This window comes from Shewanella sp. 10N.286.51.B2, assembly GCF_041469265.1.
Taxonomy (GTDB): Bacteria; Pseudomonadota; Gammaproteobacteria; order Enterobacterales; family Shewanellaceae; genus Shewanella.
This window is the reverse complement of the sequence record NZ_JBFRKH010000035.1, coordinates 1-13,465: the sequence shown is the minus strand read 5'-3', so window position 1 is coordinate 13,465 and position 13,465 is coordinate 1. Positions and strand designations below refer to the sequence as shown.

The following is a 13,465-nucleotide window of genomic DNA, read 5'->3' as shown; positions in this document are numbered from 1 at the left end:
AAAACCTTAAATATTCAGGTTTGGCTTTTAGCATTCGTATTAATTTTCGGTCTCAATTTTGATTTCGGCATTAACCAGTGACTAATTTGGCGTCTTCTTAGCCATAACAAGCACGCTATCACAGCAATATAAATACTCGGTTCAATAATCTCAGATTTGACCGACCAGTAAAAATGAAACGGCGCCAATATCGCTAACACATAAATCCAATTATGTAATGATTGCCAGCGCCTGCCCATATTGCGCCTTAATGCTTTAAAAGAGGTCACCGCAAGTAATAATGCAATAATAAAACCGCTAAATCCGACTAAAATGTAAGGCCGTTTAATGACTTCTTCAACTAAAAAGCCCCACGCAAACAGCAAATCTAAACTGATAAAGGCGCTAATATGTAGACAAGCATAGGCAAATACATATAAACCCACTAGCCGCCTTGTTTGCAATAACAAGCCTTGTTTAGTCAGCTTAGCCAGTGGTGAGATCATTAAGGTCACCACCAAAGCATTTATCGCGCCCATACCGGTAAAATGAATAATATATTGCACCGGATCGCCACCAGCATTATCGGTCAATACCAGCATAATTAAATAAACAACCGGTAAGATAAAACTAAGGTGTAAAAGCCCTTTTAACCACAATAAACCACCCGGGGTTAAGCGCATTAATAATACTTCCTCAAATCGAGATTGTTATATAAACCAGCCACAGACTCACCATAACCATTAAACATTTGTGTTGGAATTCGTTTGGCTGAAAACAAGCCTCCTTCACCAATACTGCGCTCAGAGGCCTGCGACCAACGAGGATGATCAACCTGCGGATTCACATTGGCATAAAAACCATATTCGCTTGGCGCTAATTGATTCCAACTGGTAGGTGGCTGTTTATCGGTAACGCGAATTTTAACGATGGACTTAATACTCTTAAAGCCATACTTCCAAGGTAAAACTAACCTCACTGGCGCACCATTTTGCGGCGGCAAGGTTTTACCATATAAGCCTACGGCAAGAAATGGCAATTCATTCATGGCTTCAGCAATGGTTACCCCTTCTACATAAGGGTAATGTATCCCGCCGCCCATTAAACGATTTCGCTGCCCTGGCATTTGGTCAGGGTCAAACAAGGTCTCAAAGGCCACATGAGTTGCCTTATTAGATACCCCTGCCATTTTCAATAACTCAGCCAATGAAAACCCTACCCAAGGCACCACCATTGACCACGCCTCTACACATCTTAAGCGATAAATACGTTCTTCAAGGGCGAATTTACTGGTTAAGTCGTTCAAATCTAAGGTTAACGGTTTATCCACTAAGCCTTCAATTTTAAGCTCCCAGGGATTAACTTGAAATGATTGCGCATTTTCAAACGGGTCTTGTTTATTAGTGCCAAATTCATAGAAATTATTGTGACGGGTAATTTTATCTTCTGGGGTTAATTTATCATTGATTTGAAAGCGGCTAGGCTTTGTATAATCAATACCTTGCACCGCAAACGCAGGTTTATCGTCGCTGCCAAATAAATCGAACAAACCCGCCTGCACTTGCCCCGGCAAGCTAGCCCCGAGCGAGCCTAGCCCCAAGGCTTTAACGATATTGCGTCGATCCCGAAACACCGTTTCTGGAGTGACTTGATTTTCTTTTAATGCCCATGATGGTGGGTTGGCAATGCCTTTGAAAAAACCTTTCTTTGACACCATAGGTCACCTCATTCAATTATTATCATTTGATATAAATAGTAGACAGTCTAATACGCGTTAAAATTTCAAAAAGTTTACTATTTTGATGTTTTGAGTTTAATAATTAAGCGCTTAAGTATTAATTAGTCCTTTTGAGCCTTGCAGTGTACTGCCCTGCATGAGAATCTTAAGCATCATTTTTTGCAGGTTTTTTGCATGACATTTCCTACAAGTTTAACTATCCCCGAAATTATCGTTTTAGCCGCCGTCGCTTTTTTATCTCTTCTAATTGGCGCACTACTTAATCAGCGATTAACCCGTCAGCGCTGGGAGCAACACAGACAACGCATTGCTGAAGAAATGAGCCAATTAACTGCTGAATTTGAAATTAAACAGCAATCACTTACAGAGCAAATTGATGACAAACAAGATGCGCTAATGCTCACTCAAAATAAGCTCGAGTCATTGATTGGTCAATTAGCTAAAATGGAAGCCTTTGCCGAAAGAGTGCCATTACTAGAACAACAGTTAAACGATGGCCAGCGTAAATTCATGGAAACCCAGCTAGCACTGTCTAAATCTAATGCGATTCAACAAAGCATTCAAGCGCAGGCTAATATCGAAAAAACCGCTTTAAATGACAAAATCGCCTTACTAGAATCAGCCGAAGAAAGACTAAAACTGCAATTTGAAAATCTGGCGAATCGTATTTTCGAGGAGAAGTCAGAAAACTTTAAAAAGCAAAATGTCAGCCAAATGGATGGCGTGCTTGGGCCATTAAAACAGCAGCTAGAAGGCTTTAGACAACAAGTTAGAGAATCCTATAGCCAGGAGCAAACTGAACGCAGCGCCCTTAAACATCAACTTGATGCACTCAAAGAACTTAATTTGCGAATGAGTCAAGATGCAGTCAATCTTACTAAGGCGCTCAAAGGCGATAACAAGCAGCAAGGTAATTGGGGTGAAGTCATCCTTGAGCGGGTCCTACAAGAAAGTGGTCTACGTGAAGGCCATGAATACCATACTCAGCAAGATTTAAAAGACGATCAAGGTAAGCGCTTTAAACCTGATGTCATCGTTCACCTTCCTGAACAAAAAGATGTGGTGATTGATGCCAAAATGTCATTAATTGCCTACGAGCGCTTCTTTAATAGTGAAGACGAGCTAGTACAGCAACAAGCGATAAAAGAGCTGGCTTTGTCTATTCGTCAACACATTAAAGGCCTAAGCCATAAGGACTATCACAAGCTACACGGCCTAAAAAGTCTCGACTATGTATTAATGTTTATTCCAATAGAACCTGCATTTTTACTGGCTCTGGAGTCAGATCCTAGCTTAGTGAACTTCGCCCTCGATCATAATATTATGTTAGTCAGTCCAACCAACTTATTAGTAGCACTGCGCACCATTAACAATATTTGGCGCTATGAGTACCAAAACCAAAATGCCCAAAGTATCGCAGCCCAAGCAGGTAAAATTTACGATAAATTATGCAGCTATGTTGACGACATGGATAAACTTGGCCGCGCTTTAGACACTGCCGATAAAGCCTACCAGCAAGCAATGAATAAACTGTCCCAAGGTAAAGGTAATTTAATAAGGCAAGCCCATGTTATGCAAAAGTTGGGCGTTGAAACCAGTAAAAACCTTGATCCTCAACTAATAAATAAAGCCTTAGATGACTCTAAAGAGTCATAAGCGGTTTTAATTCAGTTTTTATGAGCAATTTTTATGAGCAATTTTTATGAGCAATTATAGCTAATTGCACTATTCTTTGGCTTGAGGTGGCAACACCTTAAGCAAAAATAGACACTTGGCTAATATTGATAATGCAGCTTAATAGATACTATTTATTAATTAGATTCAAACAGTTTGGTTCGCAAAAGATGTCATACTGAGGCGGAGATTCTCATTATTATGCGCAACATATTGGTTAGTTTTGTATTTTTTCAAGGGTTATTGTGGCTGTCAGCTAGCGTTAATCTCGCCCATGCTGAAGAATCAAGTTTAAGCCCCCAGCAACAATTGTATCTTGATGCCCGCAAAGCGCTAGATAAACAACAGCTCAACCAATACCAAAAGCTACGTAAGCAGTTGGGTGATTACCCATTAACTGTCTACCTTGATTACCATGAGCAAGTAGCCGACATTATAAAAATGAGTGGAACTCAGGCCCATAAAGCCATCGAGCAGTTTAATACCACTCCGCTTTATAACGGCTTACGTTATCGCTATTTGAAAAATGCTGGCGAGAAAAAGCAGTGGCAAAACTTTTTAGCCATCTCACCTAACGCCCCTAATGATGTCACCTTGCAGTGTTACTATTACCGCGCTCAATTATCTCAAGGCAATAACAACATCGCTTATGACGGCGCTGAAAAACTGTGGCTTTATGGTCGCTCACGCCCCAAGGCTTGTGATGTGTTATTTAGTCAATGGACCAAGGCCGGTAAAAGAACCCAAGCATTAATTTGGTCAAGAATGTTACTTAGTTTTAATGAAAACCAATATGGCTTAACCCAATACCTATCCAGAAAAATCACCAAAAATAAAGCTGAGGCCGATTTACTAATTTCAGTTTATCGCGATCCCAACAGCCTACGTAATACCAAAAAGTTTTCTTCTAAAACGCCCATTGTGGCGGATATTGTTAATGTTGGGCTCAGAAAACTTGCCAGAAAAGACTTAAAACAAGCGGTAAAATTATATAAGAAATATGATAAAGCTAACCGTTTTAATGCCATCAAAGGCCAACAACTTAATCGTTATATTGTCCGCCGAGCATTAATCAGAAAAGAAGCTGATTTACTGGAACACATTGATGCAAGCTTACCGATTTTAGACTCTGATGACTTATTTCAAATTCGTTTGCGCTGGGCAATCGCAGCGCAAGATACAAAAGCAATCAAACACTATCTAACCTTACTCAGTGATGATGTCATTGATGACTCTCGCTGGCAGTATTGGAGCGCACGCATAAATAAAACCACAGATAAAACCCAAGCAGACAAGATAACGAAGCAACTTAGCCAAGCACGTAATTTTTATGGTTTTTACGCCGCCCAATCCATAAAGGCCCCGCTGGCGTTAAATAATGACAAGTTACAGTCATCGCCACTGCTTGCCAAAAAACTTCATGATGACCCAGGGCTTGCCAGAATTATCGAATTGATTGCCATCGATAAAACCCGCGATGCTCGCAGTGAATGGGTTCATTTGCTGCGCCGCCATGATACTGCGATGAAGGCTGAATATGGCCTACTCGCCCTTAAAAATGGCTGGTTTGATTATAGCGTCGAAGCCAGCATACAAGCCAGACAATGGAATAGTTTGCAATTGCGCTTTCCTAACGCCGCCCAAAACGAATTTGAACAAGCCAGTAAAAAATATCAGGTTGAGATAGATGAAATACGCGCAATCGCCCGCCGCGAAAGTGCGTTTTACCCTTATGCCACCTCGGGTGTGGGTGCGCGCGGATTAATGCAACTCATGCCCGCAACAGCAAAAGAAACCGCCCGAAAAAATAAGCTCAAATTTAACAATAAAAATGACCTATATAAGGTAAATTATAATGTTCAACTTGGTAGCGCTTATTACGGCCAATTGCTCAAACAGTTTGATCAAAATCGCGTGCTCGCCACAGCAGCCTATAATGCCGGCCCCCACAGGGTCACCCGTTGGTTAAAAGAGTCTGACGGAAAACTGGATGTCATGAGCTTTATCGAAACCATTCCCTTTAAGGAAACCCGGGAATATGTGCAAGCCGTACTGAGCTATAGAATGATCTATCAGCAACAAGAGGGTCGCGATGCCCCTATGTTCAGCGAAGCCGAACGCAAGTTTGCTTACTGATAGATTTGACGGCGGCAATGTGTTTATTGGTCACTTTGTCATTAACCAATAGCCATTAGCCTTAGCTTAATAGCTTAGCCACTTTAACGCCGCTTAAGACTTACTAAGGCTGTCGTGAGTAGTGTTCGAAACCGATAACTCACTGCCACGATAGTTAAACTCATCACAGAGTTTAGCTATCATTTTTTATCACTGAATATCTTCCTTTATTATCTTTGGCAGGTTAACGTAAGCCATTCGATGTACTTGTTAGCAAAATAGCTTAATTAGGCCCTTTTTGTTAACTAACGGAGTGTTTAGTGTCAGCAACAAAACTACAATCGCTGTTAAGCCAATTAGAAACGGTATTATTAGGTAAGCCTGAGCAAATCAAACTGGCGCTAGCCTGCATTCTCGCTAAAGGTCATTTACTGATTGAAGATTTACCTGGCATGGGTAAAACCAGTCTTTCTCAGGCCTTAGCCACCTCACTGGGCATGAGCTATCAACGTATTCAATTTACCAGTGACATGTTACCCGCTGATATTCTAGGGGTATCCATTTACCAGCAACAAAATCAAGTGTTTGAATTTCACCCAGGGCCGATTTTTAATCAAATGTTATTAGCCGATGAAATCAACCGCGCCAGCCCTAAAACCCAAAGTGCCTTACTTGAAGCCATGGCAGAAAGACAAATCACCATTGATGGTGAAACACACACATTGCCACAGCCTTTTTTTGTTATCGCTACCCAAAACCCCATTGAGCAATCAGGGACGTTCCCGCTGCCTGAATCGCAACTTGACCGCTTTATGATGCGCATTTCTATTGGCTACCCAGATGAACATGCTGAGTTAGCCATGCTAAAAGGACTACATCAGCGCAGCGATGCCCCGCCGCTCACACAATGCTTAAGCCCAACCGAGCTAATGAGCTTGCAACAACAAGTACAAAAAGTCAGTGCCTCTGATGCTGTGCTTAAGTATTTGATCAATCTTGCCCAATACTCTCGTCAGCAAATCGATGGCAATGGGCTATCGCCTCGGGCCAGTATTGCACTGCTAGACGCAGCTAAAGCCTGGGCGCTATTAAATCATCGTAATTATGTGGTACCAGAAGATATTCAGGCCGTATTTCATTGCGTAGCAGAGCACCGCATAAGAACCAATAGCCAACTGCAGGGGCAAGCGCTGTCAGATCAAATTCTCGCACGCGTTAACCCAATAAGCTAAGCAGAAATTAATTGCAGATGAATAATTCCAAGGCAGCAAAAAAATGGTATTCACGCTTGATCCCCGCCGCGATTAAGCAGCGCTGGTCAAAGTGGCTAGATAAGCGAATACCGGCGAACAAACAAATTACCTTAAGCCATAAAAGTATTTTTATTTTACCCAGTGGCTTTGGCGTCGCTTGGTTTGTGCTGATAGTGGTGCTGTATTTATTTGGCACCAACTATCAAAACAATTTGGTGATCGGCTTAAGTTTATTGCTGGCCAGTGTGTTCCATAGTTGCATTATTTACAGCTATAAAAATCTTGCAGGTTTAACCTTAACAGCATTAACCCCGCCTGAGACTTATGCCAACCAAAACTTGGCCTTTCCGATTGTATTATCCAGTAAAATCAACAAAGACAACAGCCAAACCAGCCACCAGCAAATTTGCTTGAATCTACCTAATGAGCGCCATAGCCGCATTACCGATGTCGCTGAAGGCGTCGATACCAGCGTCAGCTGTACCGCGCAATCCAGAGGCCTAGTTAACCCCGGTAGAATTCGCGTCTCATCCAGTTTCCCACTGGGGTTATTTAACACTTGGTCCTATGTGGATTTAAATATCCAGCATATTATTTATGCCGCGCCGCTGGCCACCCATGTATCGTTAACCAGTTTAGATAATGACAATCAAACCGAATTTGAACACGGTAAATTACAACCAGGGGTTGATGACTATAAAGGCCTTAAAACCTTCGTTGAAGGTGAGTCACTTAAACAAGTGGCGTGGAAGCAATGGGCACAAGGGCGCGGAATGCTAACAAAAGAATTTGCCCAACCTGAAGGCAAACCGGTGTGGCTAAGTTTAGACGACACCCTCGGTGATAGTCTTGAACAAAAACTCAGTAAGCTGGCGTGGCAAGTCAACGCCTTATCTCAATCGCAGCAAGTTTTTGGCTTGGCATTAAACCAACAAATTATCGAACAAGACAGTGGCGAGTCACACAGAAAACAATGTCAGCAAATGATTGCGCTTTATGGTTCAGTAGCTAAGCCAGCAATTACAACAGAACCAAGAGTTACACCTGAGTCAACAAATACACCTGAGTCAACGTCAGCATTTACTGATAAACACCCAGTGGGGAACAGAAAATGACCCAAGGCTCAGAGGCGTTAAAACATCAGTTAAATGATCCATTTAATGAGAACATTGGTCGTAATACCCTCTTTTGGTTATTAATTACCAATGTATTGGTGCTATCACCGTTATACCAGCATGCCACCTTATGGAGCATCGGCATTTGCGCCATTTGCTTTGTGTGGCGTGTGGGAATTTACCTTGGCAAGGTAGCGGCGCCTCCTAAAGTATTAGTCACAGGGCTAGCCATTGGCGCCGCTGTCACCTTGGCTTTAGTATCACAGGAAATTGGTTTACTAAACGCATTAGTTAATTTGTTACTGCTCGGCTATGCCCTTAAATACATCGAAATGCGCCAAGTGCGCGATGTTAAAGTCGTGGTTTTGGTGGGCTTTTTCTTAATCGGTTTTGCGCTATTAGATCGTCAATCCATACTCGACACCCTGCAACTAAGCTTTGTCGTCATCATTAATACCTGTGTCTTAATCAGTATTTATCAGCATTCAAGTCGCAAGGTGAACTTTCGCTTCGGGATGAAATTGTTTGCCCAAAGCTTGCCTTTAGCCATACTGCTTTTTGTGGTGTTTCCAAGGCTGCCACCATTGTGGTTAGCCCCCAGCATGAAAAATGCTACTACCGGCCTGTCAGATGAAATTGCATTAGGGGATATTAGTAAGTTAACCCGCTCGCCGAATTTGGCATTTAGAGTCGGTTTTGAAAATGAACTCAATAACACCGATAAGCAGCAACTCATTAGCAATGAGCAACTGTACTGGCGCACACTGGTCATGGAAAACTACGATGGTCAACGCTGGAGTCAGTCGCCTTATCGTAAAAATGAACAACGTAGCGCCTATGGCAATAAACCTAAGCGCGCTAAGCCCAATTCAGCAGGTCTTACTGCGCCATTAATTTATCAAGTGATCACCGAGCCGACCTATCAAAAATGGTTGTTTGGTTTAGATCAGGCTTTTAGTCAATCTGAGCACATTGTCGAGTTATCCGACTTTAGGCTATTCTCACTGCGCAACATTGATCAACGCTTAAGTTACCAAGTGAGCTCTTATCCAAGTAGCGCTCTTGATGCCAAACTCGCGCCAGACATCAGCAAGATAAATTTGGCCATTCCTAATAATAGCAATCCACAAACTCGCCAGTTGGCAGCCCAATTTGCTAAGGATTACCCACAGCCAGCAGCCCGCATCAATGCCATGATGGGTTACTTTGCTGAGCAGGCTTTTTACTACACCTTAAGCCCGCCAAAGCTTGGCCAACAGCAAGTAGATGACTTTTTATTTACTAACCAAGCAGGCTTTTGCTCCCACTACGCTTCAGCGCTAGTATTTCTCGCCCGTTCAAGTGGCATACCTGCCAGAATGGTCACCGGTTACCAAGGCGGCGAATATAACCCCAAAGCCGGTTATTACAGCATCTATCAATACATGGCCCATGCATGGACTGAAGTTTGGCTTGAAGGCCAAGGCTGGGTAAGGTTTGACCCCACCGCCATGATTGCCCCAGAGCGAGTATTAGACGGCTTTGATGCCACGTTTACAGGCCAAGACAGTTACTTACAAGACAGCCTATTTACCAGTTTACAGGTCAAAAATATTCCGTGGTTAAACAATATTCGCCTGCAACTGGCGAGCATCGATTTTTACTGGAGTGTGTGGGTACTGGGTTTTGATGAGCAACGCCAGCAACAAGTATTAGCCAAACTCCTTGGCAATGTCAGCAGCAGTAAAGTGGCTATTATGATGATCATCTGCTTTATCATCATTGCCCTTATCATTGCCTATTTTGCTGGCGTGTTTAAACTGCAGCCCAAACAAGATCCTTGCATCAAACGCTATAACCTTATTTGCGCAAAGCTTGCGAATAAAGGATTTCAACGTGATGCGATGCCACCACAAGCTTATGCCCAGTTTATTCAGCAAGCATTTAGTGAGCAGCAACCACAACTGGTGGCTAATTTTGACAAAATGACTGAACACTTTATAGCCTTGCAATATCAACCTTTGAGCGCTAAACAAGTTGTTTTGCACCAAAGGTTGTTTAAACGCTACTTTAGTAAGCTGAAAAGGAATTTAATGAATTAATGTGGTAATCAAAGGCCATTTGATTATTTTTAACATAGTATATAACAAGGCTAGCACTTACTATCGGCCTGTAAACGTACTTAAAATCGAGCCTGACTGCTGTCAGGCTCATGCTATGTCTCTGTTCTCGCTATATATCTATTCTCACTAATTATAAGTAAACTAAAGCACGTATTTAGCAGAAAACATCACCCGATTAAGTTCGCCTTCAATACCGTTTTCTTTACTGTTTTTAGCGTACATATATTCAACACCCACAGTTAATGGTTTCACTGGTGAATAAAGTAAATTCACATAGCCAGAATATGAGTCTTTATTAACATTTTCGCCCATCAAGCTGACATCATTATCCGCGCTAAACGCTGACGCTGTCACACTGGTACGCCATTGGTCATTCCACCAATGGCGATAAGCAATAAAACCACCATAAGAGGTAATCGCCTCAATATCGCCATCGGCATCGATAACTCCCGCATTGACATAATTGAGCGCCATATATCGGCCAAGACCTTCACCATAAGTCGCAGTAAATTTAATATCATCTGCACCTACGGGTAAAATACCGCTAAAACTAACGCCGTAACCCAAAGCCGTTGCATCAAATTGAGTATCGCTAATGCGAGTTTCAATATTGAGTTGCCTTGCAATACCAGCAACAGACAATTTAGCACCAGCCTCTGTTTTGAAGTTATAGCGTGCAACAACATCAGGTACCATGCCACTACCGCTCAGAATTCGGCTAGGGCTTTGGTAACCATTTAAGGTGGTTTCAGGGTTTTCTACAGATAATTGAAAGCCGCCATTGGTATAGCGTATTTGAGTTTGGCGTACAAATGGGGTGCCTTCTGCAGCGCCAACAAAATCGAGGTTCTCAGGTAAAGCGGCTGGATTTTGAAAAGTGGTCCATGATTGACCAACAGTCCAATTATCAAAACTCACAAATGCATGACGAATACGTGGCGAATAACTGTTGGACACTCGTTCGTTACCGTCAGCATGAGTCATAAAATCCAGTTCGATAAAGCCGGTTAACTTATGGTCATCAATATCTGTAATCGTTTTAAAGTTAAATCGTGTTTCTCTCGCCTGAAAATCGACCACCTGATTTCCGTTACCCTCTACGCCATATATTGTCCCAGGTACATAAAACTGCCTAGAAATAGACCCTGAATCTGGTGCACCATGGCTATAATCACTGAACATGGTGTCGACTTTAATATAACCACCAAATTGTACATCGGTATTTTCAATAACTGCCGCGTTTGCACCAGTCACAGAAAGCGCACTCCCAATCAATACGCCAATTAAATTCAATCCTATTTTGGTATGATTAAATTGACTATTTGCCGAGTTTTTATTGTTTCGAAATAAACGTTTTTTCATCACATCACCATTATTTTTATTGTTAAAAAAACCTTCTCTAATAATTAAGCTTTAAAGAAGGTGCCTCACAGAGAAACTATGTGTAATCAATGATGTGATCATAGAACTGGAATGAATTCCAAAACGAGGATTGCAATAGGGTTTGGAAAAAACAACCAAGCTGTAACCAATAAGTTAAATCTTGGTTCCATAATTGTATTTAAAGTGACAACGGTAGCATTTTGACATTAATGCCAGAATGTTGACTAACGCTTATTAAATAAAGAAGTAAATCTACTGGGGATTGGCTGATAACTTTCAGGCATTTAGAGAGCATTTTATTACGCTTCAATACCAACATTTATCGGTGACACAAATGGTGTTTCATCAACGGTTGCTTAAGCGCTAATTTAGGAAGGTTAAGATGGGTCTGTTTATTTCTAAACTTCGTTTAGATTAATGATTAGATCAAAGTCGTGGTGCTTCGCCCACACCAGAGCCAAGGGGAAAAGCGCTTGTCCCCCTTAACAATCCCTCAGCGCCCCAGACGAAAAATGCTGAAAAACGCATGATTTTCGATGGGGATTAATCCAGCTTTTGACTTCGTTTGTAGATGGCTTCGGTCATTGTCGAAAAAACCTAACGCTTCCGATGGGCCTTCCCTGGCCCAACGAAAGCTAGCTTGGCATCCATGCCAAGCTCACGGCCTTTTCTCGATGCCTCAATTAAAGTTGAGCCAGAGACAAATAGATATTCAACTTTTTTCGCTGTTACTAAACGCAATATATAAAGTTAAATCGAAGATATGAAAATTCCGGTGTAGATGCAGCAGCGAGCTTCCAAAACAGGGACGTTTTGGCAGAGCTTACAAGGATGTACTTGCAGCGTCTCGCAGTTGTATCTGCACATAGGCCTGCGGCAGGCAATAAGTTAAATTGAAGCTATGTGTTTCCCATAACTTAACCAATGCGCTTAACGTAAATCACGTCGAGATCAGAGCCTTTTACCTTTTTCTTAGTCTAAATCCAGCCCAATAAGTTGTTAAGTCATCTCAGTAAAAATTGAAGGCTTTCTTAGTTCCTGCATATTTCATTCACTAAATGGTCAAATAAAAAACAATTGACATAATATGTCTCAAAAGCTAACTTAGACATAATATGTCAAACAAGGAAGTGTAAATGGATATTTGGAATTTTTTCACCAGTTTTATTGTACAAACTATTGGTTTTTTTACTAACGAAGTTGGTGTGACTGAGGCCGTAGCAATAATATTGTTTACTCTAATTGGCCGCTTAGCTTTAATGCCTATTAACGTTTTAGCTATGGCGAATATGTATAGAAATAAAAAAGCGATATCTGCAATAAAACCAGAGTTAGAAGAAATAAAAACAATATATAAAGACAAACCAAATGAAATAGCTAAATGTACAATGGCACTATATAAAAAACACAATATTAAAATTCTGGATAAAAGCAGTGCAGTTAATATTGTCAGTCAGGGTGCTTTTGGGTTATGCATGTTCCAAGCCCTTCAACAGATAGTGTTTAATAGTAAATTTGCTTGGATTGCTAACATTGCAAAACCTGATGTTGCACTGGCATTGCTTGTTGGCGTTATTACATACTTTTCTATGACTATGATGCCAGGTAGCGCGGAGCAGACCAGTACTTTGTTGCTTATAATCCCCGCTATTATTTGTGTTGTTACCTTAATAAGCTTTCCATCCGCTATCGGTTTATATTGGGCTACATCTAGCGTGACGAGTTTATTTCAATCCTTGGTGCTTACTAAATTCTTTCATCAACAAGACACATATAAAGCTATTTAATTTGAACAGATAAAAGGTCAGAATAAACATTATTCTGACCTTTTATCAACTAGCCATTCTCTAAATTTTGTGTCTCCAACATTCTCCATTAAGTACCCCTCAACAGCACAAAAACAAGCTAATCCCACCAACCAATTCTTATCGAATTTGGTTGCTTATTTAGCGCTTAAACCCTAGATGTGATACAAAATATAAAGCCACCCATTACTTTAAACTTATAACATAACGCCTTCGTGAGTTGCCAACACCAAAATTCATTTACTGATGGACGATCCCTGTCAAAGGACTGAATATTTCACCATTAATCACCAAAAATAAC

The 13,465-nt window shown here is 41.4% G+C and carries 9 protein-coding genes; 6 read left to right on the top strand and 3 right to left on the bottom strand.

The window, feature by feature from the left end:
• Positions 1-14 precede the first annotated feature (14 nt).
• The gene (msrQ, locus tag AB4140_RS09510; protein ID WP_303503780.1) at positions 15-662 is read right to left on the bottom strand and encodes a protein-methionine-sulfoxide reductase heme-binding subunit MsrQ; all 648 of its coding nucleotides are present in this window, start codon (positions 660-662) and stop codon (positions 15-17) included.
• Positions 662-1,696, bottom strand: coding sequence for a protein-methionine-sulfoxide reductase catalytic subunit MsrP (gene msrP, locus AB4140_RS09505; protein WP_102476121.1), 1,035 nt, complete (start codon positions 1,694-1,696; stop codon positions 662-664). The genes msrQ and msrP overlap by 1 nt, the downstream gene beginning before the upstream one ends.
• Before the next feature lie 195 nt (positions 1,697-1,891).
• Here msrP and rmuC point away from each other — a divergent pair, with 195 nt between their 5' ends.
• The 5 genes from rmuC (at position 1,892) to AB4140_RS09480 (ending at position 9,955) form a co-directional block, all read left to right on the top strand.
• Positions 1,892-3,373 (top strand): DNA recombination protein RmuC, encoded by a 1,482-nt coding sequence (gene rmuC / locus AB4140_RS09500; RefSeq protein WP_102439758.1) that lies wholly within the window; start codon positions 1,892-1,894, stop codon positions 3,371-3,373.
• Positions 3,374-3,592: 219 nt separating this feature from the next.
• The gene (locus AB4140_RS09495) at positions 3,593-5,527 is read left to right on the top strand and encodes a transglycosylase SLT domain-containing protein (RefSeq protein WP_102439757.1); all 1,935 of its coding nucleotides are present in this window, start codon (positions 3,593-3,595) and stop codon (positions 5,525-5,527) included.
• Positions 5,528-5,826: 299 nt separating this feature from the next.
• The gene (locus AB4140_RS09490; protein ID WP_102439756.1) at positions 5,827-6,738 is read left to right on the top strand and encodes a MoxR family ATPase; all 912 of its coding nucleotides are present in this window, start codon (positions 5,827-5,829) and stop codon (positions 6,736-6,738) included.
• 17 nt (positions 6,739-6,755) lie between these two features.
• A complete protein-coding gene (locus AB4140_RS09485) occupies positions 6,756-7,874 on the top strand; it encodes a DUF58 domain-containing protein (RefSeq protein ID WP_372000731.1) in 1,119 nt (372 codons plus the stop codon).
• Entirely contained in the window at positions 7,871-9,955 is a 2,085-nt protein-coding gene (locus tag AB4140_RS09480; protein ID WP_372000729.1) for a transglutaminaseTgpA domain-containing protein, read from the top strand. Before AB4140_RS09485 ends, AB4140_RS09480 begins: the two co-directional genes overlap by 4 nt.
• Positions 9,956-10,117: 162 nt before the next feature.
• On the opposite strand, the gene AB4140_RS09475 is transcribed toward AB4140_RS09480, so the two are convergent.
• Positions 10,118-11,338 carry a DcaP family trimeric outer membrane transporter gene (locus tag AB4140_RS09475; protein ID WP_241904075.1) on the bottom strand — a complete coding sequence of 407 codons (1,221 nt, stop codon included), beginning with the start codon at positions 11,336-11,338 and terminating at the stop codon, positions 10,118-10,120.
• Between the two features lie 1,157 nt (positions 11,339-12,495).
• Between AB4140_RS09475 and AB4140_RS09470 the strand changes: the two genes are divergently transcribed.
• Complete coding sequence (locus AB4140_RS09470) at positions 12,496-13,146, top strand: YidC/Oxa1 family membrane protein insertase (RefSeq protein ID WP_303414319.1); 651 nt, start codon at positions 12,496-12,498, stop codon at positions 13,144-13,146.
• The last annotated feature ends 319 nt before the right edge of the window (positions 13,147-13,465 follow it).

What these genes read in the sequence shown, in the direction of transcription:
- AB4140_RS09470 (WP_303414319.1), top strand. Translation starts at nt 12,496, where the DNA reads ATGGATATTTGGAATTTTTTCACCAGTTTTATTGTACAAACTATTGGT.
- AB4140_RS09485 (WP_372000731.1), top strand. Translation starts at nt 6,756, where the DNA reads ATGAATAATTCCAAGGCAGCAAAAAAATGGTATTCACGCTTGATCCCC.
- msrP (WP_102476121.1), bottom strand. Translation starts at nt 1,696, where the DNA reads ATGGTGTCAAAGAAAGGTTTTTTCAAAGGCATTGCCAACCCACCATCA.
- AB4140_RS09480 (WP_372000729.1), top strand. Translation starts at nt 7,871, where the DNA reads ATGACCCAAGGCTCAGAGGCGTTAAAACATCAGTTAAATGATCCATTT.
- msrQ (WP_303503780.1), bottom strand. Translation starts at nt 662, where the DNA reads ATGCGCTTAACCCCGGGTGGTTTATTGTGGTTAAAAGGGCTTTTACAC.
- AB4140_RS09495 (WP_102439757.1), top strand. Translation starts at nt 3,593, where the DNA reads ATGCGCAACATATTGGTTAGTTTTGTATTTTTTCAAGGGTTATTGTGG.
- AB4140_RS09475 (WP_241904075.1), bottom strand. Translation starts at nt 11,338, where the DNA reads ATGAAAAAACGTTTATTTCGAAACAATAAAAACTCGGCAAATAGTCAA.
- rmuC (WP_102439758.1), top strand. Translation starts at nt 1,892, where the DNA reads ATGACATTTCCTACAAGTTTAACTATCCCCGAAATTATCGTTTTAGCC.